This window comes from Acrocarpospora corrugata (assembly GCF_009687845.1).
Lineage (GTDB): Bacteria > Actinomycetota > Actinomycetes > Streptosporangiales > Streptosporangiaceae > Acrocarpospora > Acrocarpospora corrugata.
On record NZ_BLAD01000040.1, the window covers coordinates 97,666 to 118,931 of the forward strand.

The 21,266-nt window shown below is 70.7% G+C and carries 18 protein-coding genes; 9 read left to right on the top strand and 9 right to left on the bottom strand.

Annotated elements, in window-relative coordinates:
• Positions 1-200: 200 nt before the first annotated feature.
• The gene (locus Acor_RS07600) at positions 201-686 is read left to right on the top strand and encodes a hypothetical protein (protein WP_155335845.1); all 486 of its coding nucleotides are present in this window, start codon (positions 201-203) and stop codon (positions 684-686) included.
• 15 nt (positions 687-701) lie between these two features.
• Here Acor_RS07600 and Acor_RS07605 read toward each other — a convergent pair whose 3' ends face one another.
• Together Acor_RS07605 and Acor_RS07610 are read right to left on the bottom strand one after the other, a co-directional pair.
• A complete protein-coding gene (locus Acor_RS07605; RefSeq protein ID WP_218034176.1) occupies positions 702-1,277 on the bottom strand; it encodes an O-methyltransferase in 576 nt (191 codons plus the stop codon).
• A gap of 225 nt (positions 1,278-1,502) precedes the next feature.
• Positions 1,503-1,961, bottom strand: a complete 459-nt coding sequence (locus Acor_RS07610; RefSeq protein WP_155335847.1) for a hypothetical protein — start codon at positions 1,959-1,961, stop codon at positions 1,503-1,505.
• Between Acor_RS07610 and Acor_RS07615 the strand changes: the two genes are divergently transcribed.
• Positions 1,960-3,831, top strand: a complete 1,872-nt coding sequence (locus Acor_RS07615; protein WP_155335848.1) for a hypothetical protein — start codon at positions 1,960-1,962, stop codon at positions 3,829-3,831. The genes Acor_RS07610 and Acor_RS07615 overlap by 2 nt on opposite strands.
• 3 nt (positions 3,832-3,834) lie before the next feature.
• On the opposite strand, the gene Acor_RS07620 is transcribed toward Acor_RS07615, so the two are convergent.
• Positions 3,835-8,028 (bottom strand): nSTAND1 domain-containing NTPase, encoded by a 4,194-nt coding sequence (locus Acor_RS07620; RefSeq protein ID WP_170316840.1) that lies wholly within the window; start codon positions 8,026-8,028, stop codon positions 3,835-3,837.
• 229 nt (positions 8,029-8,257) lie between these two features.
• Here Acor_RS07620 and Acor_RS45360 point away from each other — a divergent pair, with 229 nt between their 5' ends.
• A complete protein-coding gene (locus tag Acor_RS45360) occupies positions 8,258-11,248 on the top strand; it encodes an ATP-binding protein (RefSeq protein WP_281353172.1) in 2,991 nt (996 codons plus the stop codon).
• 135 nt (positions 11,249-11,383) lie between these two features.
• Positions 11,384-12,025, top strand: coding sequence for a M15 family metallopeptidase (locus Acor_RS07630; protein ID WP_155335850.1), 642 nt, complete (start codon positions 11,384-11,386; stop codon positions 12,023-12,025).
• Between the two features lie 51 nt (positions 12,026-12,076).
• On the opposite strand, the gene Acor_RS07635 is transcribed toward Acor_RS07630, so the two are convergent.
• Positions 12,077-12,775 (bottom strand): exonuclease domain-containing protein, encoded by a 699-nt coding sequence (locus tag Acor_RS07635; RefSeq protein WP_155335851.1) that lies wholly within the window; start codon positions 12,773-12,775, stop codon positions 12,077-12,079.
• A 186-nt stretch (positions 12,776-12,961) separates the two neighbouring features.
• Here Acor_RS07635 and Acor_RS45365 point away from each other — a divergent pair, with 186 nt between their 5' ends.
• Positions 12,962-13,093, top strand: coding sequence for a hypothetical protein (locus tag Acor_RS45365; protein WP_281353173.1), 132 nt, complete (start codon positions 12,962-12,964; stop codon positions 13,091-13,093).
• A gap of 3 nt (positions 13,094-13,096) precedes the next feature.
• Here the strand turns inward: Acor_RS45365 and Acor_RS07645 are convergent, their stop codons facing one another.
• Positions 13,097-14,521, bottom strand: coding sequence for an aldehyde dehydrogenase family protein (locus tag Acor_RS07645; protein ID WP_155335852.1), 1,425 nt, complete (start codon positions 14,519-14,521; stop codon positions 13,097-13,099).
• Positions 14,522-14,649: 128 nt separating this feature from the next.
• Here Acor_RS07645 and Acor_RS07650 point away from each other — a divergent pair, with 128 nt between their 5' ends.
• Positions 14,650-15,483: a helix-turn-helix transcriptional regulator gene (locus Acor_RS07650; RefSeq protein ID WP_155335853.1), complete on the top strand. Its 834-nt coding sequence runs from the start codon at positions 14,650-14,652 to the stop codon at positions 15,481-15,483.
• Between the two features lie 73 nt (positions 15,484-15,556).
• A complete protein-coding gene (locus Acor_RS07655; RefSeq protein WP_155335854.1) occupies positions 15,557-16,507 on the top strand; it encodes an alpha/beta hydrolase in 951 nt (316 codons plus the stop codon).
• Positions 16,508-16,516: 9 nt separating this feature from the next.
• Here the strand turns inward: Acor_RS07655 and Acor_RS07660 are convergent, their stop codons facing one another.
• The 4 genes from Acor_RS07660 to Acor_RS07675 all read right to left on the bottom strand — a co-directional run bounded on the left by Acor_RS07660 (position 16,517) and on the right by Acor_RS07675 (position 20,064).
• Positions 16,517-16,966 carry a hypothetical protein gene (locus tag Acor_RS07660; protein ID WP_174876113.1) on the bottom strand — a complete coding sequence of 150 codons (450 nt, stop codon included), beginning with the start codon at positions 16,964-16,966 and terminating at the stop codon, positions 16,517-16,519.
• A 96-nt stretch (positions 16,967-17,062) separates the two neighbouring features.
• Entirely contained in the window at positions 17,063-17,869 is an 807-nt protein-coding gene (gene ppk2, locus Acor_RS07665; protein ID WP_155335855.1) for a polyphosphate kinase 2, read from the bottom strand.
• A gap of 105 nt (positions 17,870-17,974) precedes the next feature.
• On the bottom strand, positions 17,975-18,784 hold the full coding sequence (erm, locus tag Acor_RS07670; protein WP_155335856.1) for an ErmE/ErmH/ErmO/ErmR family 23S rRNA (adenine(2058)-N(6))-methyltransferase: 810 nt from the start codon (positions 18,782-18,784) through the stop codon (positions 17,975-17,977).
• Between the two features lie 134 nt (positions 18,785-18,918).
• Positions 18,919-20,064, bottom strand: coding sequence for a glycosyltransferase (locus Acor_RS07675; RefSeq protein ID WP_155335857.1), 1,146 nt, complete (start codon positions 20,062-20,064; stop codon positions 18,919-18,921).
• Positions 20,065-20,083: 19 nt separating this feature from the next.
• On the opposite strand from Acor_RS07675, the gene Acor_RS07680 reads away from it, so the two are divergent.
• Entirely contained in the window at positions 20,084-20,524 is a 441-nt protein-coding gene (locus Acor_RS07680) for a MarR family winged helix-turn-helix transcriptional regulator (protein ID WP_155335858.1), read from the top strand.
• Between the two features lie 99 nt (positions 20,525-20,623).
• Positions 20,624-21,265, top strand: coding sequence for a DUF998 domain-containing protein (locus Acor_RS07685; protein ID WP_155335859.1), 642 nt, complete (start codon positions 20,624-20,626; stop codon positions 21,263-21,265).
• The last annotated feature ends 1 nt before the right edge of the window (position 21,266 follow it).

A 21,266-nucleotide genomic window follows, 5' to 3' on the forward strand; every position in this document is an offset into this window, starting at 1 on the left:
CCCCCGAAACCCCCGAAACCCCCGAAACCCAGTGAACGCACCAGAACACCGGAAACGCCCCGCCACACGCGTCCTTCACGTCATAGGCAGGTCAGCAGGCATGGCGATCTTCTGGCTACTCCTCCTGCTACCACTAATCCTCGACGCACGATAGCCACTGCACCGTTGCCCATCTCACGCCCACCAGTTTCAATGAGATCGTGAAACTGCGCGGGGAGCGGATTTTCCGGCTCACCCATGCCGTTCTGGGCCTCGGACTAATCATCCTGGCCCTCGAATGGGTACGCATCACTCTCGCCCTCAATCCTCCTTTCCACTTGGCGGAGGCCCTCCAAACCCCACCCGAAAACCTGATATCCGCCGCCTTCCTGGCCCTGCCACTACTGGCCTTGGGCGGCCCACTCCTGGTGCGCGCGCCGATAGTAGGAATAACCTGCACCGCCAAAACCATCAAAACCCACGGCTTCTACCGAACCCGCAGCATCAAAACCAGCAACGTCACAGGCATCCGCCGCGGCACCCTGGGAAGAGCCGACCTCTGCTGGGACGACGAACGCGGCTGGCCCCACCGAACCCGCATCGCCGCCTTCTCCGTCCTCCGGCTCAGAAGGGTCCCGGCCTGGATCGAGGAACACAACACCCGCTGCCTCGACGACCTGGAAAACTGGATCGACCAGCACAAATGACCCGCGAACTTCCGCTCACATCGCCGCTGGCCGGTAAACCGCTACCACGAGCCCGGTGGACCAGCGCATGAGAGTTGCCAGTACGTGCGGTTCCCCGGTGATGGCGTCGAGGAAGTCGGTTACGCGGGACTCGTGTTCATCGGGCCAGGTGGGCACTGGGAGTAGGTCGTCACCGATGTAGAAGGCGCCCGGGGACAGGTTGGCGAGAACGAGGTGGCGCGAGGTGAACTTGCCGATCAGGCAGTCCACGAAGGCGAAGTCGAATGGTGGGCCGGTGTGGTTTCGCAGCCATTCGGCGGCGTCGGCCACGACCAGTTCGGCGCGGTCGTCTTCGTCGATCACGGTGCGGGCGCGGGCGGCGGTGGCCGGGTCCGCTTCGATGGTGGTCAGGCGGGACGTCGGGTCCATTCCGTCCAGGAGCCAGGCCGTTCCGACGCCGATGCCGGTTCCCAGTTCCAGTACCCGGCCGCCCGGCTTGGACGCGACGAGAGTCCGCAGCAGGGAACCGGTCCGGTTGTCGCAGGAGAACGGGAAGCCGGCTTGCTGCGCGGCGCGGACCCGGGCGGGGATGTGGGTGGGCTCGTCGAGCATGTCTCCCCATGTCATGGGCCGTCGGCTCGGGCCGGCTGGGCCGGCCGAATCCGGGATGGGATGTCGGGCGAACATCCGTCTTGACGGGGTCGGCGCGGTGATTAATCTGACTACTGTTCACCTGTTGTGGAGCGGCCGAATCTGAGCGTAACTCAATTGTGCGCTTCGGCGCGTGAGACGAAATCGGGCGACGCTGAAGATCGGGGAGGTTCGCTGTTATCTCCGTTACTCCGATACCGGCTTCTCTTCGGCGACCTGGAGCTCCGGAACGGCGACGTCGCCGGCACGGTTGTCCCGTCGGCCGCCTGCTGTTGGACGGGTCTCATCCACACTCACCGCGCCGACAGGAGCACTCATGAGCTTCAAGTCCAAGACCAGGAACAAGGCCAAGCGCAAGAAGCCCGCCGCCCACAGTGACTCCGATTCGGGGGCCGAACCGAAGGAGCACAAGGGCGGCGTCGAGATCAATGATGACGACGACGGCAGCCCCAGCACCTCGTTCTCCAAAACCAAGCGCTCCGCGCAGACGTGGACTCCCTCGAACACGACCACGACCCCGAAGTCGAGCAGCAGGACGCCCAGCACGACCACGAAATCGAACAACAACACGCCGAAAGCGACGTCGAACACGACGTCCAGAACGACGGTGACCACGAACGACAGGTCCGAGGATTCGGGCGACATGTCGGAGAAGTCGGGCGACCGCCAGGACACCACGCCCGATCAGCGCTGGCTGTTCGACAGCGGCGCGGACCTGGCGGACGCCGAAGCCGACGGCGAGGCCGTCAGCACCTTCGAGCACCTCGGCTGGGAGGGCCTCGCCCTCTACCTGGAGGGGGATCGCGACGACGACGAGTCCGAGGCGAACCGGGCCTTGGACCAGCTGCGGGTGACCAGCCTGCTGACGGTCCGGGGCATGCGCTTCTGGCTCTCCGTCGTGAAGGGCATCAGCAAGGTCAGCTCCCTTCCGGAAATCATGGCCGCGCTCGACGGCATCGACGTCCGCGCCTACGACGCGGCGCTGACCGCGCTCGGCCTGCAGATGGAGATCGACGACCCCACCTGGGGCAAGGTGCTCGCGCACGCCCTGGTCACCCGGCCCGGCCGGTCCGACCCGGACGAGCTCGACGAGATCCTGGCCTTCCTCGAACTGGTCGGAGAGGACAAACAGGAGTTTCTTTCCGAATTCGCCCGCCGCAGCGTCTTCGGCACCGGCACCGGGCCACGCATCCTGGCCTCGGCCGACGACCAGGACGTCAGCGGGGAGATCGTCGACGCGGTCAAGGGGCACATGAAACACCTCCTGCGCGAGATGCGCAAGGTGATGGAGGCGCCGCTGCGCACAGCCAGGACCAAACCCGAGAACCTCAAGGAACAGCGCTCGCTGGACCGGCTCGCCTGGGTGCTGTGCAATCTCGAACGCAGCCGTGAATGCGTGGCCATCGCCACCTCCAAGCTGCAGGAACTGCACATCTTCGCCAACATCCCCGATCAGAACATGGACACCGACCTGCTCAACCTGGCCGAGGTGGCCGACACGGACCTGCCCGAGGCGCAGCAGGCCACCAAGGAGTTCTACCAGCGGCTCCTGGCCAGCGGCATGGGCGCCCGCGGCCGGATCACGGACCAGACGCTCATCAAGGCCGAGCGCCGCCTCCGCAAAACGATCACCTATCTGGGTGAGCTGAAAGCGAAGTGGACGCAGCTCAAGGTCGAGGGCCACACCGGGAGGTACGGCCAGGGCCGGGACGCCATGGTGCACGCCGAGGCGGGCGCGGCCGACCTCGCCTTCCAGCAGTCGAAGGCCATCCAGAACATGCCAGACCTGGAGTTCCAGGAGATGCTGCTGAACCAGGAGGGCATAACCCGCCGCATCGAAGATCTCGAAGTGATGATCGGCATCTCCAAGCTGTGCTGCTTCCACTGCCTGCTGCTGATCCGGGCGCTCGGCAAGGTCGCCGGCATCGACCTGGCCATCGCCGGCACGCACTTCAACACCTACAACTGGCCGGTCGCCGACGTACTCTCCACTCCGGAGGTGCTTGAGGCGTTCCTGGGCTTGGACGAGACGTCCAAGAGCCCGTACGCCAAGACTCTCAGGGCGGCGCTGGCCACGGAGGAGGGCCGCCGGGCGGTCATCATCGGCATCAAGGAGTCCAAGGACCTCGGCGGCGGCGACAACACCACCGACTACATCTCCAGCGAGGACGAGGCCGACGACGAACTCGCCCTCACCCTCGCCAAGGACGAGGGCGCCGGGCAGGGTCTGGTGCGGCGCACGACCACTCCGCGGATCAAGAAGGACCAGGACAGCGACTCCGACTTCGAGGACGATGGGGAGGACTCGGACGACAAGGTGGACGACTTCGGCTTCCCGATCAAGGAGAAGCAGCCCGTGAAGAAGCAGACCGCGAGATCCAGCGTGGTCAAACGCAAGGTCTCGTTCGCCGAGACGAGCGTCAAGAAGCGCCCCCGGACGCGAAGCGCCGCGGCCGAGAAGAGAAGCGCGGTGAAACCGAGCAAAAACAAGGACTCGGACTCCGAATCCGGGTAGCGCTCAGCAGGTGGACCGGTACGCCACCGAGGGGAGATAGGCGGCCCACTCCTCGCGGGTGAGGCCGCGCCCGATCTCCCGGCAGAGCTGCCCGGCCACGGGCTCGGGCCGGAGGGGCCACCGGATGATCCTGCCGTCCTCGCCACCGGAGATCAGGTCTCCGTCGGTGGTGAAGGCCAGGCCTCTGATCGGGGCCGTGTGGCCGGTGAGGGTGACGCTGGGCCTCCCGGACGCGAGGTCCCACACGGTGATCGTGTGGTCGTCGCCCGCGGAGGCGAGAGCGCGGCCGTCCCGGCTGAAGGCGAGGGCCTGGACGGGGGCGGTGTGCCCGGTCAGGGTGCCGGACAGGGCTCCGGTCCTGCTGTCCCAGAGTTTGACGGTCCGGTCGGCGCCCGCGGTGGCGAGCAGCTTGCCGTCGGGGCTGAAGGCGACGTCGAGGATCGAGCCCTGCCTGGTCCGGAGCGCGTTGACCTCGCGGTTTCCGAGCAGGTCCCAGAGGACTAGGTCGCCGGTGGGGCTGGTGATGGCGAGCAGGGGGTCGCGGGGGCTGAACGCCAGCGCCGAGGGGAGATACCCGGGGCCGGGGAACGGCGACTCGATCGGGTGCTCCGGGTCGCGCACGTCCCAGCGGAACCGGCCGAGCGCGGTCGCGGCGAGGAAACGCCCGCCCGGCTCGAAGGCGACATCGGTGGAAGCGCCGAGCCCCTGGTAGGTGGCGGTGGCGAGCCTGAGCCGGCGATCCACGTCCCAGATGGTGAGCGTGTGACTGCGGGTCACGGTGGCGAGCAGCTTGCCGTCGGAGCTGAAGGCGACGGCGCGGACGTGATCGGGGTGATCGCCGAGGGTGGCGACCGGGTTCCCGCCCGGGTCCCACAGCCGGACGGTGGTGTCGCTGCTCGCGGACGCGACGAGCCGCCCGTCGGGGCTGATCTCAAGGTCGTTCACGGCCAGGCTGTGCCCGCTGAACGGCGGTACGGCCGGTTCGCGGACCACGATGGTCCGGCCGAACCCGCCGGAGGCGAGCATCGACCCGTCGGCGCTGAGAGCGAGAGACAGCGCCTCGGTGCGGCTTCTGTCCTGGTACGTCGCCACGGGCTGCCGCCGCGCGACGTCCCAGACGGTGATCAGGCCGTCCTCGTCGGCGACGGCGATCCGTCCGGCGGCGGGGGCGGACATGTCCCAGGTGTAGGGCGACCGTTCCGGCAGCGCGGACAGGGAGGTCACCCCGCCGGGCGTGACGCGCCAGAACCGTACCCCGAAATAGGCGGATCCGGTGGCGAGGGTGCCGTCGGCGGAGTCGAAGCCCAGCCGGTGCACGTGTTCGGCGGGAACCGTGCCGGCCTTGGTCCCGGTGGCGACGTCCCAGACGAAGGGTTTCTCGTTCCCGCCGGTGGCCGACACCAGGAACCGCTGGTCGGGGCTGAACGCCAGCACCGCGACCTCCTCGCGGTGCCCGGTCAGGGTGCGGTGGCTCCCGTCGCGCAGGTCCCACATCTCGATCGCGCCGCCGCCCACCCCGATGGCGATCTTCGTCTGGTCGGGGCTCAGCGCCATCGCGTCGGTGATCTTCTCCCGTAATCGCCGGAACACCGGCCGCCGGGACTCCAGGTCCCACACGGCGACCGTGCCTTCGCTGGCCGTGATCGCGGCCACCCTGGCGGTGGCGGCGAGCAGCCGGCCGTCGCGGCTGAACGCCACCGCCCGCGCGTGCACCTCCCCCGTGAGTTCCGCGTGCTCGGCGAAGCTCGCGAGCCTGGTACGGCTCCGCGGATCCCACAGCCCGACCGTCCCGTCGGTCCCCGCCGAGGCCAGCCGCGAACCGTCCGGGCTGATCGCCACCCCGAAGATCGAGGCCCCTTCTGCGTTGAGCTCGATCCGCCGCCGCGCCGCGGCCGAGACGCTCAGCAGCGCGCCCCGCGTCTCGGCCTCCGGATTGAGCCGGTACGCGGCCACCGCCAGCATCCCCGCCAGGTCGGGATCGGTGCCGAGCAGCGACCTGGCCTGTAAGGACAGCTGCCGGGAGACGGCCACCAGCTGCTGGCGGCCGGCCTCCTGGCCTTCCCGCACGGCCACTCCCCCGCCGAGCAGGGCGAGCAGGAACAGCGCCGCCATCCCGGCGAGCAGGCGTTGCAGCAGCCGGGTGCGGCGTCTCGTCGCGGTCCGCTCCCCCTCCTCCAGGGTGCGGCTGGCCCGCAGGAAGGCGTTCTCGACCTCGTTCAGCTCCTGCGGATGATCCTCCGCCCAGGTCCTGGCGGCGAGCAGCCGGGCGCCCCGGTACAGGGCCCCCGGGTCGCGCTCCAGTTCCTGCCACGTCTGCGCGGCGTCGGTGAGCCGCCGGTGCGCGAACAGGTTCTCGCGGTCGTCGGTGAGCCACCTGTGGAGCCGGGGCCAGGCCCGGATCAGCGCCTCGTGCGCCACGTCCACGGTCTCGGCCGCGAGCACGACCAGCCGCGCGGCCGCGAGCCGGTCCAGCACGCCGGCGGTGACCTCGGCGTCGGCCAGGCCGACGAGCTCCGCCCGGGAGATCGGCCGCCTGGTGTCCTCGGTGCCGTCGCCCAGCGCGGTCAGCCGGACGAAGATCCTGCGGGCGGCCCGCTGTTCGGCGGGGGCGAGCTCGTCGTAGACGCGTTCCGCGCTCTGCGCGATGGCTCCACGTACGCCGCCGGCCGCCTGGTAGTCGGTCAGCGTCAGGCTCGGGCCGGCGCGGTTGCGCCAGGTCTCCAGCAGCGCGTGCGAGACCAGCGGCAGGCTGCCGGGTTCGGCGTCGGCGTCGGCCAGCACGGTGGCCAGCAGGTCGGGTTCGACGGTGAGCCCGGCCTGGGCGGCGGGCCGTACCACGATCTCCCGCAGGTCGGCCGGTGCCACCGGGCCGACCAGGAGCTGGGCTTCGCCGCCGAGCGCCTCGACCAGGTCCGGGTACTGGGTCAGGTGGGCGAGGAAGTCGGCCCGTACGCCGAGGACCAGCCCGGTGCGGCGGCCGTCGCCGAGCGCCAGGCCCAGCAGGGCCTCGACGAAGCGGCGTCGTTCGCCGTCGTCCGCGCACAGGGTGAAGGTCTCCTCGAACTGGTCCACCACCAGCAGCAGGCGGGATTCCGGCAGGCCGCGCAGGGCGGCGGCCAGGACGCCGGGGTCGGCGGCGACGCCGTCGCGGAGCGTCCTGGGGTCGCCGCCGGACGCCTTCGCCACCAGGTCGGTGAGCGTGTCCAGCGGGTGCTCGCCCGGTGTCATGATCAGGCCACGCTCGCTGGAGAGTTTCCCGAGCAGCCCGGCCCGGAGCAGGGACGACTTCCCGCTTCCCGACGCGCCGAACACGCCGACCACCGGGAGGCGGCCGGTCAGCTCGCGGAGCCGGTCGATCAGCCTGGCCCGGCCGAAGAACCGCCCTTCGTCCTCCGGCTGGAACGCCATCAGACCCCGGTACGGGGATTCGTCGGAGGTCTGCGGCGACCGGCCCGGGTCGGGGAGGAGCTCCTCGTCGCCGCGGAGCATCGCCTCGTGCAGCCGCTGGAGCACCGGACCTGGTTCGATGCCGAGCTGCGTGTGCAGCAGCTCCCGGGTGTGGCGGAACGACTCCAGCGCCTCGGCCTGGCGGCCGGACCGGTAGAGGGCGAGCATGAGGTGACCGCGCAGGCTCTCCCGGTAGGGGTGCTCCCGGGCGAGGTCGGCCAGCTCTGCGGCCAGCTCGGCGTGGCGTCCCAGCCCGAGCTCGGCTTCGGCCAGCCGCTCGTAGGCGGTCAGCCGCGCCTCCTCCAGCCGCCGGGCCTCTTCGGCGATGGGCGCGCAGTCTCCGAACTGCGCGAACGCCGCCCCCCGCCACAGGTTCAGCGCGGCGCGCAGCCGGTCCCTGGCCGGTTCGAGCTCGCCGCGGTCCAGGGCCGCGCTCCCCTGTGCGGCCAGGCCGCGGAAACGCGCGGCGTCGAGCCCGTCGGGGATGATCGCGTACCCGCCCTGCCGGCCCGGCAGGACGTGCGCGCCGAACGCCCGCCGCAGCTGGTGGACGTAGAGGTGGATGTTGCGCCGCGCGGACGCGGGCGGCTGGTCGCCCCAGACGGCGGCGATCAGCCAGTCGGCCGACACCGGCTGACCGGCCTTGGACAGCAGCGCGGCGAGCGTCAGCTGGAATTTGGGTGCGCCATCGACGGGAACCAGCCGGCCATCGCGGGCGACGCTGAGTGGCCCGAGAACGTGAAATTCCACCCAGACTCCGCCCCCATCGGACTTCGGACATGAAGAATCCTGGATTGCCACATGATCTGTCAAATCTCTGGTCAGGACCGACTGGATGCCCGTCCTTCCTGCGTCTATACCGCGCCTATACCGGCGGATACGATGATCGCCCTGAGCCGGGTCATCTGGACGGGCGGCCCGCACCCACACCCGGCGGGGGCTGGTACGGGCCGCCCGCCGCAAGCCGACCGCACAGGGAGTGGCTGGTGGAGTTCCGCCTGCTCGGGCCGATCGAGGTGACGGCCACCGGAGTGCCGGTCCCGCTCGGCGGCGCCAAACCCCAGACGCTGCTGGCGGCGCTGCTGCTGGAGCACGGGCACATCGTGCCGATGCCGCGCCTGATCGACATCATCTGGCCGGACGACCCGCCGGGAACCGCCAAGGCGGCCATCCAGACCTACGTCAAGTCGTTACGCCAGTCCCTGGCCCGGTACGGCGCCGCCGACGTGATCGTCACCCGCGCGCCCGGCTACCTGGCCCAGATCCCCGCCGGATCGCTGGACGTGGACCGCTTCGCCCAGCTGCTGACCGAGTCGCGGCAGGCGCCGACGCGGGAGGAGACCTCCGACCTGCTCGGCGCGGCGCTGGCCCTGTGGCGCGGGCCCGCCCTGGCCGGGCTGCGCAGTTCGCTGCTGGCCGGGGAGGTGGCCCGGCTGGAGCAGCTGCGGCTGACGCCACCGAGGAGCGCATGGCCGCCGAACTGGCGCTGGGCCGCCACGGCCGGCTGGTGGCCGAACTGGCCGCGCTGGTCGGCCGCCATCCGGTCAACGAGCGGCTGCGCGGCCAGTACATGACCGCGCTGTACCGGCTCGGCCGCCAGTCCGACGCCCTGGCCAGCTTCCGGGACGGCCGCCGGGTGCTGGTCGAGGAGCTCGGGGTGGACCCGGGGCCGGAGCTGGCCGCCCTGTATCACGCGATCCTGCGCGGTGATCCCGGGCTGCTGGCGCCGCCGTCCGGCCAGGAGACGCGGGTCGCCGTACCGGCCCAGCTGCCGCTCGCCCCCGCGGACTTCACCGGCCGGGTGCTCCAGACCTCCGAGCTGGTGGCGGCGCTGACGGCGGAGCCGGGCATCCAGGTCATCGCCGGGCGCGGCGGCAGCGGCAAGTCGGCTCTCGCCGCCCAGGTCGCCCATCTGGTCGCGGCGGAGTTCCCGGACGGGCAGCTGTACGCCGAACTGCGCGGGCTGAGCGAGACTCCCGCCGAGGCGGGTGAGGTGCTGGGTCGCTTCCTCACGGCGCTCGGCGTGGCTCCGGCGGCCGTCCCGGCCGGGATCGAGGAACGCGCCGAGCTCTATCGGGGCCTGCTGGCCGGGCGGCGGGTGCTGGTGCTGCTGGACGACGCCGCCGGGGAGCGGCAGGTGCGCCCGCTGCTCGTCGGCGGGAGCGGCTGCGCGGTGCTGATCACTTCGCGTAACCGGCTGGGCGGGCTGGCCGGCGTGAGCCGTACCGACCTGGATGTGCTCGATCCCGCCGAGGCGGTCGATCTGCTGGTGCGGATCGTCGGAGCGGACCGGGTGTCCGCCGAGGAGCCGGTGGCGCGGGAGATCGCCGAGCTGTGCGGACGGCTGCCGCTGGCGATCAGGATCGCCGGGGCCCGGCTGGCCACCCGCCGTCGCTGGCCGCTGCGGCTGCTGGCCGACCGGCTGACCGACGAACGGCGGCGGCTGGACGAGCTCTCGATCGCGGACCTGGAGGTGCGGGCCGGCTTCGAACTCAGCTACCGAGGGCTGGACGCCGGCGCGCGCCTGGCGCTGCGGCGGCTGGGCCATCTGGGGGTGCCGGAGTTCGCCCCGTGGATCGTCGCCTGGCTCACCGGCGCCCCCGAGGCCGAAGCCGAGGACACGGTGGAGCGGCTGGTCGACGCGCAGGTGGTCGACTTCAGCCGGGTCGACGACCTGGGCACGCCCCGGTACCGCGTGCACGACCTGGTCCGGATCTACGGGCGGGAACGGGCCGAAGCGGAGGAACCGGCCGAGGAGCTGGCGGCGGCCGTGGGCCGGGTGCTCGGCGGCTGGCTCACCCTGGCCGACCAGGTGGCCGCCGACGCGCCATCCGACGAGATCGGCTGGCCGCGTCCCGCCATGCCGCCGTCCGCGGTCCCGCCCGAGCTGGTCGCCCGGGTGCTGGCGGCCCCGCACGACTGGTTCGAGGTCGAGCGGCCCGCCCTGGTCGCCGGTCTGGAGCGGGCCGCCGCGCTGGGCCTGCACGAGCTGGTCTGCCAGTTCGCCTCGGCCCGGCTGGGCCCGTCGTTCCTGGGCGTCAACCGGTTCGAGTCCCGCGAGCGGATCAACCGGGCCGCGCTGGCCGCCGCCCGGCACGCGGGCGACCGGCACGGCGCGGCGACCATGCTGGCCGAACTGGGCCTCCTCCGCTACGACCAGGATCGTTTCCCTGAGGCGCACCGCGTCCTGGACGAGGCGCTCGGCGCCTTCCGCGAACTCGGCGACGCGCGGGGCCAGGCGGTGGCGCTGTCCGGGCTGGGCGTGATCTGCCGGGAGGCCGGCCGCCTGGTCGAGGCGCTGCACTTCCTGGACGAGGCCGCCCGGCTCAACGAGCTCGGCGGGGACGCCGGGACCGCCTATCCCCGGCGGCTGGCCGCGTCGGTGCGGCTGGAGCGCGGCGACTTTCCGGCCGCCTGGTCCGGTCTGGAGGAGTCGCTGGCCGCCTACCGCCGCGCCGGCAGCCGCCGCGGCGAGGGGGTGACCCTGCGCACCATGAGCCTGTGGCACCGGGCGACCGGCCAGTACGGCCCGGCGATCGAGACCGCGGAAGCCGCCAGGGTCATCTTCGGCCGGCTCGGCGACAAGCTGATGGAGGCCTACTCGGTCCGCGCGTGGGCCAAGGCCCAGCTGCGCCAGGGCAACACCGAGCAGGCCCTGGCCCCGCTGGAGGGGGTGCTGTCGGTCTGCCAGGCGATGGGCGACCGCTGGGGGCTGGGCGTCACCCTGCGCACCCTCGGCGAACTCCATCTGGCCGGCGGCCAGCTGCGGGACGCCGCCGCCTGCCTGACCGCGGCGATGGAGGTGTGGGAGGGCATGGACGCCCCGCTCTGGCGCGCCCGCACCGAACGCGACCTCGCGCTGCTGCACGAGGCCAGGGGCGAGGCCGACATCGCGGCGGCGCTGCGGGAACGCGCGACCAAGGTCTTCCACGACCACGGCGCCCGCGAGTACGGCGAGCTCACCCGCTGAGACCGCTCCCTGCGGATTTCAGCGAAGTTTCAGCACCTCGTCCGAACCTTCCGGTATCAGCAACAGGCACTCCCACCGAACGAAGTCCATGAGACTACGGCCGGGCGGTCTGCTCCGAGCACCGAAGGACGAGAAATGATTCTGCTCTCCGATCCCGCGATCAGCCGAATGCCGGTCGAGGAGTCCGGCGAAGTACTGATCGACCTCCACACCGTCCAGGCCCTCCGCCTCGACCCGCGCATGGCCGGCACCGGACGCGGCTACTCCCACCTCCGCCTCAGCCTCGTCGACCGCCTCGTGACCGCCCAGACCCTGCTGCCCCCCGGCCTGCACTTCCTGATCGTCGAAGGCTTCCGGCCGATCGACCTGCAAGCCCGCTACTTCGACGCCCACGTCGACCAGCTCAGCAGCACCGACCCGGGCCACGACCAGGACTGGTACCGGCGCAGGGCCAGCCACTACATCTCCCCGCCCGAGGTCGCCCCGCACGTCGCCGGCGCCGCCGTCGACCTGACCCTGTGCGACACGGACGGAACCGAGCTCTGGCTGGGCACCGAGGTCAACGACACCGACACCGAGTCCTGCCACACCGCCAGCGACGCGATCTCCGCCGAGGCCGCCGAACACCGCCGCATCCTCGGCGCGTCGCTGACCGCGGTCGACTTGATCAACTACCCCACCGAGTGGTGGCACTGGTCCTACGGCGACCGCTACTGGGCCTGCGTCACCGGCGCGTCCGCCGCCCGCTACGGACCGGCGGCACTGCCAGGCTCCTGACGAACCACTGCCGATGGCGTCCCCTCAGGGACGCCATCGGCTACGAAAGGCTCAATTCTCCGCACGGTACGGCCGCACCGGCCATGAGCCGTCGATCGAGTTGTCCTTGCCCTGCGAACGCCAATACTCATTCAGCCGGGTCGCCCATTCCCGCGACCAGTCCATCTCCCGCCTGTGCAACTCCGCCAGCGTCAGATCCCCGACCTCGGCCGGATAACTCCTGGCCAGCCGCCAGGCCAGCCGGGCCGCGGCGAGCGCGTCCTGAGTGGCGTCATGGGCCGTCTCGTGCCGGACCTTGTAGTGGCGGCAGGTCTCCTCCAGGGTCCGCTTGCCCTTGCGCCGATCCAGCGCCCGGTCGATCACATGCGGGTCGACGACGGGCCCGGTCACGTTGAGCCCGCTGCCGAGATGCCTGCGCAGCTCACGGTCGAGCACGGTCAGGTCGTAGGCGATGTTGAAGCCGATCACCGGCCTGCCGGCGCCCCAGGCGCGCTCCAGACGGTCGACGATCATCCGCACGGCCTCGACCGGCTTGAGCCCTTCGGATCGGGCCCGCTCGGTGGTGATTCCGTGCACCGCCGTGGCTTCGGCCGGGATCTCCATGCCGGGGTCGACGAGGGCGGCGGTCACGTCGGCCGGTTGCCCGTCACCGACGAAGACGATGGTCACGGCGACGATCCTGGCGGCCTCCTGGCCGGCCCCGGTCGTCTCGACGTCGAAGCCACAGAGGCGTCCATCGGCCCAGCTCATAACAGCACCACTTCGCGGCATGCACTCATGATCGGCATTCTTACAAAAGAGCGCCGACCGCCATCCGCGATTCACCACTTTTCACCCGGCGAATAGCGCGTCCCGGCCGTGCTCGGTGTGCGGCTTCACGAGCTTTGGGCGTGCACGTGGTCACCAGGCCCCAACCGGATAAGAGCTGGAGAGCCGGTGTCGACTGTCCGCTGGGCGCCCCTCACCGACGTCGAGCCGCTCCGGGTCGCGCTCGCCTGGCACGACGGTTCGGAGAACCCGCTGGTGCGCGGATTCGCCGACGTCGTGCGCGGGCTCGCCGGTGAGTGACCGTCAGCGCTGGATGGACTTGGTCTCCAGGAACTCCTCCAGGCCGAGGCGGCCGAACTCGCGGCCGTTGCCGGACTGGCGGTAGCCGCCGAAGGGGGCGAGCGGGTTCCACTGAGCGCCGTTGATGTCGACCTGGCCGGAGCGGAGCCGCCTGGCGATGGCGAGGGCGTGTTCCGGCGCGCCGAAGACGCCGCTGGTGAGGCCGTAGATCGTGCTGTTGGCGATCTCGACGGCTTCGTCCTCGTCCGCGTACGGAATGATCGTCAGGACCGGGCCGAAGATCTCCTCCTGGGCGGCTTCCGAGGCCGGGTCGACGTCGGCCAGGATCGTCGGCCGCACGTAGGCGCCCCGCTCCAGCCCCTCCGGACGGCCGGGGCCGCCGAAGACGAGCTTCGCGCCGTCGGCGATGCCGCGCTCGATGTAGCCGTGCACCTTCCGGCGGTGCTCCTCTGAGGCCATCGGGCCGATCCGGGTGGCTTCGTCCGTCGGCTCGCCCACGGTGTACTGCCCGGCGGCGGCGACCGCCAGTGCCACGACCTCGTCCTGCCGCCACGCGGGGACCAGCAGCCGCGGCCACGCGCCGCAGACCTGGCCGCCGTTGGTGAACGCCATCGCCACCCCGATGGTGACCGCCTGCTCCAGGTCGGCGTCGTCGAGCACGACGTTGGCCCCCTTGCCGCCCAGTTCGAGGGCGACGCGCTTGACCGTCTCCGACGCGACCGCGGAGACCCGCCGGCCGGCCCGGGTGGAGCCGGTGAAGGACACCATGTCGATGTCCGGGTGCGCCGAGATCGCCTCGCCGACGACGGCGCCGGTGCCGTACACGACGTTGAAGACGCCGGCGGGCAGGCCGGCCTCGGCGGTGACCTCGGCGAGGATGCGCGCGGTCAGCGGCGCGATCTCGGATGGTTTGAACACCATGGTGTCGCCCGCGATCAGGGCGGGCGCCAGCTTCGAGACGATCTGCTGCAGCGGGAAGTTCCACGGCGTGATCGCCGCGACGACGCCGATGGGCTCGCGGACCAGCAGCGAGTTCCCGAGTTCCTCGGTCCAGTCGAAGTCCGCGGCGAGCGCCGTGAAAGCCTGCGCGACCGCGATCGGGAAGTGCACCTGGGCGGTCCGGGACAGGCTGATCGGCGAACCCATCTCGGCGGTGATCGCGGTGGCGATCTCCTCCGCGCGGGCCCCCAGGCCCTCGGCGATCCGGCGCACGACGGCGGCGCGTTCGGCCGGGGCGGTCGCGGCCCACGCCGGGAAGGCGGCCCGCGCGGCGGCGACGGCCCGGTCGACGGCGGCGGCGGTGCCGGCCGGGATCTCGGCGATGGCCTCGCCGGTCGCCGGGTTGGACACGGTGATGGTGCCGGTGGATCCGGTGACGGCCTCGCCGCCGATCCAGTGGCCGGGTGTGCTGAACGCTGATGTGGTCATGGCCCGACTCTGGCGGCGGCGGAACCGCGCATCCAGGCACACCTGATCCGTGGTTGCGCCTGACCTGGAGGAAACACCGTTGAGCTGGGAGTTGTTAGCACTGACGGCGACGGAAAGGACATCGGATCATGGATCGGGCTCGACTCGCCGAGTTCCTCAGGACCCGGCGTGAGGCGCTGCAACCCGAGGACGTCGGGCTGCCGCGCGGGCGGCGGCGGCGCACCGGCGGGCTGCGCCGCGAGGAGGTCGCCGCGCTGTGCGACATGTCGGTCGACTACTACAGCCGGATCGAGCAGCGGCGCGGCCCGAACCCGTCCGAGCAGATGCTCGCCGCGATCGCCCGCGGGCTGCGGCTCTCCCTGGACGAGCGGGACCATCTGTTCCAGCTCGGCGGCTATGCCACGCCGCGCCGGGTGCTGCGCGCCGACCACATCAACCCCGGCATGATGCGGATCTTCGACGGCCTTGAGGACGCGGCCGCCCTGGTGGTGAGCCATCTCGGCGAGACGCTGATCCAGACCCGGCTGGCGGTCGCGCTGCTGGGCGACGACAGCGCGCACACCGGGCTGGCCCGGAGCCTGCACTACCGGTGGTTCACCGACCCCAGCTCCCGGCTGATCCATCCCGAGGGCGACCGCGCCGGGCACAGCCGCCTCATCGCCTCCGATCTGCATCGCGCGTACACCAGGGACGGCAGGGGTTCACGCGCGGCCGACATCGTCGACGCGCTCCTCGCCGCCAGCCCGGAGTTCGCGGAGATCTGGGGTGAACATCCCGTCACGGGTCCGTACTGCGGGCCGAAACGTATTCAGCATCCGGGGCTCGGGCTGGTCGAGCTGCACTGCCAGATACTGCTCGATCCCGACCAGTCCCAGTCGTTGCTGGTCTACACGGCGACACCGGGCAGCGAGAGCTACGAGAAACTCCAGCTGCTCTCGGTCGTCGCCGGGCAGGGCCTCTGACATATGCGGCGAATGTCCACTTGTGACGTGATTATGCTGGTCTAGCGGTGCCGGTACGGGTCAGGATGCTCTCATGATCCGGAAGTGGCGCTGGGTGCTCGCGCTGGTGGCCGTGGCCGCCGTCGTGGCGGCCATCATGTGGTGGCCCTCCCCCGCCGAACCCGTCCAGCCGTCCGATGGTGCGGCCGTGCAGGTCGCCTCGCCGGATCAGCGGACCCGCGTCCTCACCGTGAAGTCGGCCGCGCTGGGCAGGCCGGCCAAGGTCACCCTGCTGCTCCCGCCGGGCTGGACGCCCGGGTCGGGGCCGTGGCCGGTGCTGTACCTGCTGCACGGATGCTGCGAGTCGTCCACGTCGGGGGGATGGCTGGAGGACGACAGCACGGCCCATGCCACCAGTGCCGCGCCGGCCCTGATCGTGATCCCCGAAGGCGGCCCGACCAGCTGGTATTCCAACTGGCTGGAGGGCCCGAAGTGGGAGACCTTCCACCTCAAGGAAGTGCGCGAGATCCTCGAACGCGACTTCGGCGCGGGCGACCGGAGGGCGATCGCGGGACTGTCCATGGGCGGGCTCGGCGCGATGGGCTACGCCGCGCGCAACCCCGGCATGTTCCTCGTCGCCGCGTCCTACTCCGGCGTCCTGGACAGCCAGGCCCAGGCGGACGCGATCGTGGACATCACCAGGAACTGGGGCGAAGACGCCGCCAAACTCTGGGGCCCCGACCCCTACTCCGCCGCCTGGCGCGACCACAACCCGGCCGAGCTCACCGACCGCCTGAAGGGGGTACGGCTCTACGTCTCCTGCGGGGACGGCTCGCCGGGCCCACTGGACCCGGCGAGCGCGAGCGAGGACGGCAGCGAACGATTCCTCCTCAGCGAGGCCAAGACGTTCGTCGAACGGGCCGAGAAGAGCGGCCTCGACGTCACCACCGACTTCTACGGGCCGGGCACGCACACCTGGCCGTACTGGAGCCGCGCGCTGAAGAACTCGCTGCCGATGCTGATGGCGGCCCTGACCGGCGAATGACGGCGTCGGCTAGGAGGGCGGCCCCTCTTCGGTCAGGGTGCCGCAGCGGAAGCCGGGCTCGCGTTCCGGGTCGAGCTGGAGGCCGCCGAGGTTGGTGGTCTCGATCGGGCGGCGGAAGGTCTCCTGCTTGTCGCAGTCGTAGAGCACGTAGGTGCCCTCGCTCTCGCCGAGCAGCATCATCCAGCGCCCGTCGTAGAGCGGCTTGTCGTCCTCGGCGCCGCGCAGGATCGCCCACTGGTCCTGGAAGCCGACGTACCCGAGGAGTTCGTTGGCCTGGCCGGTGTCGCGGACCTGTACGGCGCTCTCGACCATGCTCAGGATCAGCACGAACCCGAGACCGAGGCCGATCATGGCGGCCACCAGCACCTTCATCCCGGCGCGGCCGGCGTGCTTGCGGCGCAGCAGCCGGAACGGCACCAGGAAGGCCAGCACGCCCAGCCCGACCGCGATGGCGACCATGATGCCGAGGCTGACTTCCTTAGTTCGGGCAGATGACAAAGCACGCATAGTAGAGCAATCAGTTTTACTAAGCATGTCGATGTGCCCGATCAGCCGTCAGTCCTCGTCCCTCAGTCCGGCGGCGACGTCGGGAACGTAGCTCTCGGGGCTGCGGGGCGGGCGGCGGTAGCCGGTGGCGGCGGGCCGTTCGGGGATCTCCAGCCGGGCGCGCCGCACCTCGCGGTACGGGATCGAGGAGAGCAGGTGGGAGATCATGTTGATTCGCGCGGCCCGCTTGTCCTCGCTCTCCACCTCGAACCAGGGCGCCTCGGGGATGTCGGTGTGCACGAGCATCTGGTCCTTGGCCCGCGAGTAGTCCTCCCACCTGGTGATCGACTCCAAATCCATCGGCGACAGCTTCCAGCTCCGCATCGGGTCCTCCAGCCGGGCCCGGAACCGCTTCTCCTGCTCGGCGTCGCTGACCGAGAACCAGTACTTGCGCAGCAGCACGCCGTCCTCCACGAGCAGCCGCTCGAAGATGGGGCACTGGTGCAGGAATCTGGCGTACTCGTCCTGGGTGCAGAACTCCATCACCCGCTCCACGCCCGCCCGGTTGTACCAGCTGCGGTCGAACAGCACGATCTCCCCCGCGGCCGGGAGGTGCTCGACATATCGCTGGAAGTACCACTGGCTCCGCTGCCGCTCGGTCGGCACCGGCAGCGCCGCGATCCTGGTCACCCGCGGATTCAGGTACTCGACGACCCGCTTGATCGTGCTGCCCTTGCCGGCCGCGTCCCGCCCTTCGAAGACCACGACGAGGCGCACGCCCTCCGCCCGCACCCACTCCTGCAGCTTGACCAGCTCCCCCTGCAACCGGAAGAGCTCCTTCTCGTACGGCCGCCGCCGCACCTTGCCTGCACCCATGCCCCACCTCTCGTTCCCAGGGATCATAGGCGGACCGCTGGAACAAGATTCGGTGACGGCCCCATCACCGGCTGACCACCGCAGTGAGTCAGCCGGTGACCCCTCTCAGTGCCGCAGGGAGGCGAACAGCGTCACCCACTGGTCGGGATGGACGAACGCCACCACCGTGTCCCGGGCGATGCCGGCCAGGTCGAAGGCCGGGCCGGCATCGCCGTAGTGCCGGTGGAGCGAGGCGTACAGCGATCCGCCGACGCCGGAGAAGCCCAGCTCCACCAGCTCCTGCCAGGCTGCGCCGTCGTGGACCAGCGGTTCGGGCCGCCGCTCGATCCGCAGGATCGCCGAGTCGACGGACGGGACGGGCCGGAAGCTGTCCCTGCCGATCCGGCCGAGCAGCTCCCACGAGAACCACGGCCAGCTCTCCACCGTCACCAGGCTCCACCTGCCGAAGTCGCCGCTCCGCTTGCGGGCGTACTCCAGCTGGGTGAGCAGGGTGGCGGAGGTCAGCTCCGGCGCCCGGAGGCACCAGTCCACGATCTCGGAGGTGATCGAGTACGGGATGTTCCCCACCACCGCGAACGGTTCCCGCGGCGGCCGGATCGTGGTGAAGTCGGCCTTGACGATCTTCAGTTTGGTCCTGGCCCTGAGTTCGGCCACCAGCAGCGGGTCGATCTCGTAGCCCACGACCTCGGCGCCCGTTCCGGCCAGGGCTGTCGTGAGTACTCCCCTACCGGCGCCCGGTTCGAGAATGAGGCCGCTCGGCCGGGCCGCCTTGACCACCATTTCCACGGCATGGCGATCGACCAGGAAGTTCTGCGACAGTTCACGCCGCGCCCGATCTCTGGGCGTGCGGCCGCCGCCGTTCCTGACCTTCTTCTGGGTGTGTGAATAGTTTCCGTGCGCGAAATTCTGCGCCACAGCAAAAAGCCCTCTCGGGTCCTCGAGATGAATGGGATCTCGATGGGCCCTGGGCTCGCGTCCTGCGAAGCTAGCGAGCCAGAGCCCGGCTGCTGCGCATACGAATCATGCAGATGCAGTACATGCGGATGAGGCTACGAAGGATCCGCCGGAGGCGCGACATATTTTTCGCCGGCGAACTCCATGATCGCCTCCGCGGCCAGGTCCGGGCCGTCGACCTGGTCGTACCAGGATTTGATCAGCCGCGCGGCGGCGCGATGGGACTCGCTGGCAAGCAGCTTGTCGGCCTGCGGGCCGACCTGGTCGAGGTCGATCAGCTCCGCCGCCCCGAGCCGCTGGAGCAGGCCGACATTGTGCTGCTGCTCAGGCTGGAGGGGCACCGCGATGAGCGGCGTCCCGGACGCCATCGCGGTCTGGACGCTGCCCTGCCCGCCCGTGGTGATCGCGAGGTCGACCCTCGGCATGATCAGGTGGCTCGGCAGCACGCCCTCCACCAGCACGTCGTCTCCGGCCAGATCGGACAGGTCGTGTACGGTCGCCGCGACCAGCACCCGGGTGCGCAACTGCCCGACGATGCGCCTGATCAGGTCGGGCGGCGCGGACGTGAGCGCGACGTAGACGACCGGTCCGGGCAGGTCCAGGAACGCGGACACCCGCTCAGGAACCGGCAGGTCGAGGTGGGCGAACAGCGGGCCGGTGTAGCGGAACCCGTCCCCCAGCTCATCGGCGGGGAGGCCGAGCACCTGCGGCACCTCGGTGACGAGCGTCAGGTCGCCGCACAGCAGTTCGGGCAGGCTGCGGATCCCGGGCACGCCGAGTTCGGCGGCCACCCGGTTGAAGCCGGCGCAGTATCCGGTGACCTCCATGACCCTCGGTTCGAGCACGGGGGGCACCCAGCTGCCCGCGTGCTCGGCCACCAGCTTGATCCCGGCCAGCCGGGTGGACAGCAGCGTGCTCAGCGCGAACCCGCTGACCGCGACCGTGACGCCGTGCTCCCGGAAGTACGCGGCCTCGGCCAGCGCGTGCTCGCGCAGCTCGTCGTCGCCGTACATGCTCTGGTCCGGCGGGCCGAGCCCGATGCCGTTCCGGACGAAGCTGGCGCAGCGTTCGTGGTCCATACGCGGCTCGATGATGTCGCAGGGCACCCGGAGCTGGTTCTCGTGCGTGCCGCCGTGGGTGGCGATCCTGACCTGGGCGCCACGGCGGCGGAGCGCGCGGTAGAGGTCCAGCATCCGCGAGGTCTCCGACAGGTATCCGCAATGGGGGACAAGGGCGATCATATTAGGTAATATATTGCCTATGTCTGAGCCGTACAAGGCCCCCGAGCCGCACGTGCACGCGTTCCGGGCGGTTCTCGCCCTCGCCCAGCGGCTGCGCTACCTGATGGACGACCGGCTGCGCGGGGACGGGCTCACCACGCAGCAGGCCGCGCTGCTGACCGTGGTGGAGGCGCTCGGCGAACCGTCGCTCAAGGAGGCGGCGGCCGGGCTCGGCAGCACGCACCAGAATGTCGCCCAGCTCGTCGCGTCCCTGGAGCGCAAGGGGATGCTCCAGATCGCCGCCGACCCGGCCGACCGGCGCAGGCGCAGGCTGGTGACGACCTCGGCCAACGCGGAGTACTGGCGCGAGCGGAACATCGGCGACCACGCGACGGTCGCCACCTGGTTCTCCGGGCTCAGCCCCGGCGAACTGGAGACGCTGTGCGGGCTCCTCGACCGCGTCCTCACCGATCTGAAGTGATTCTTCGAAGAATTCTCTCCGAAGCTGTCGAAACGCCGTCATCTCCTTCGAAGCGTGGTCAGCGGGGCGAGAACGCCCCGGACTCGCAAGGAGAAGGACATGACTCAGCAGGTCACCTGCGACCCTCGGACCAGCCTCACCAAGTCGCTTCTGGGCTACGGCGTGATCGCCGGACCCGTGTACGTGACGGTCGGCCTGGCCCAGGCGCTCACCCGGGAGGGCTTCGACCTGGCCCGGCACCCGTGGAGTTTCCTGGCCAACGGCGACCTCGGCTGGATCCAGATCGTCAACTTCGTCGTCGCGGGGCTGGCCTGCGTCGCCGCCGCCGTCGGCTTCGGCCGTGCCGTCGGCGGCTGGGCCTCCTGGCTGATCGGCGTGTACGGCGTGAGCCTGGTCGGCGCCGCGATCTTCAGGGCGGATCCGGCGCTGGGGTTCCCGGTGGGGACGCCCGACGGGCCCGGGGTCGTGACCTGGCACGGGACCATGCACTTCGTCTGCGGGGCGGTCGGCTTCCTGGCCATGATCGCGGCCTGTGTGATCCTCGCGCGGCGGTTCGCGGCCGAAGGCAGTACCGGCTGGGCGGCCTATTCCGCGACCACCGGGATCGTGTTCCTGCTGGCCTTCGGGTCCGTCGCGGCCGGCGGCGGCGCGGCCTGGGCGAACGTGGCCTTCCTGGCCGGGATCCTGATCATCTGGGGGTGGCTGTCGGCCGTCTCGGCGCACCTGTACCGCCGCCTCTGAG

What these genes read in the sequence shown, in the direction of transcription:
- Acor_RS07615 (WP_155335848.1), top strand. Translation starts at nt 1,960, where the DNA reads ATGTCGGAGAAGTCGGGCGACCGCCAGGACACCACGCCCGATCAGCGC.
- Acor_RS07680 (WP_155335858.1), top strand. Translation starts at nt 20,084, where the DNA reads ATGTCTGAGCCGTACAAGGCCCCCGAGCCGCACGTGCACGCGTTCCGG.
- Acor_RS07675 (WP_155335857.1), bottom strand. Translation starts at nt 20,064, where the DNA reads ATGATCGCCCTTGTCCCCCATTGCGGATACCTGTCGGAGACCTCGCGG.
- Acor_RS07660 (WP_174876113.1), bottom strand. Translation starts at nt 16,966, where the DNA reads ATGGTCGCCATCGCGGTCGGGCTGGGCGTGCTGGCCTTCCTGGTGCCG.
- Acor_RS07635 (WP_155335851.1), bottom strand. Translation starts at nt 12,775, where the DNA reads ATGAGCTGGGCCGATGGACGCCTCTGTGGCTTCGACGTCGAGACGACC.
- Acor_RS07655 (WP_155335854.1), top strand. Translation starts at nt 15,557, where the DNA reads ATGATCCGGAAGTGGCGCTGGGTGCTCGCGCTGGTGGCCGTGGCCGCC.
- Acor_RS07645 (WP_155335852.1), bottom strand. Translation starts at nt 14,521, where the DNA reads ATGACCACATCAGCGTTCAGCACACCCGGCCACTGGATCGGCGGCGAG.
- Acor_RS07650 (WP_155335853.1), top strand. Translation starts at nt 14,650, where the DNA reads ATGGATCGGGCTCGACTCGCCGAGTTCCTCAGGACCCGGCGTGAGGCG.
- ppk2 (WP_155335855.1), bottom strand. Translation starts at nt 17,869, where the DNA reads ATGGGTGCAGGCAAGGTGCGGCGGCGGCCGTACGAGAAGGAGCTCTTC.
- Acor_RS07605 (WP_218034176.1), bottom strand. Translation starts at nt 1,277, where the DNA reads ATGCTCGACGAGCCCACCCACATCCCCGCCCGGGTCCGCGCCGCGCAG.
- Acor_RS07685 (WP_155335859.1), top strand. Translation starts at nt 20,624, where the DNA reads ATGACTCAGCAGGTCACCTGCGACCCTCGGACCAGCCTCACCAAGTCG.
- Acor_RS07630 (WP_155335850.1), top strand. Translation starts at nt 11,384, where the DNA reads ATGATTCTGCTCTCCGATCCCGCGATCAGCCGAATGCCGGTCGAGGAG.
- Acor_RS07610 (WP_155335847.1), bottom strand. Translation starts at nt 1,961, where the DNA reads ATGTCGCCCGAATCCTCGGACCTGTCGTTCGTGGTCACCGTCGTTCTG.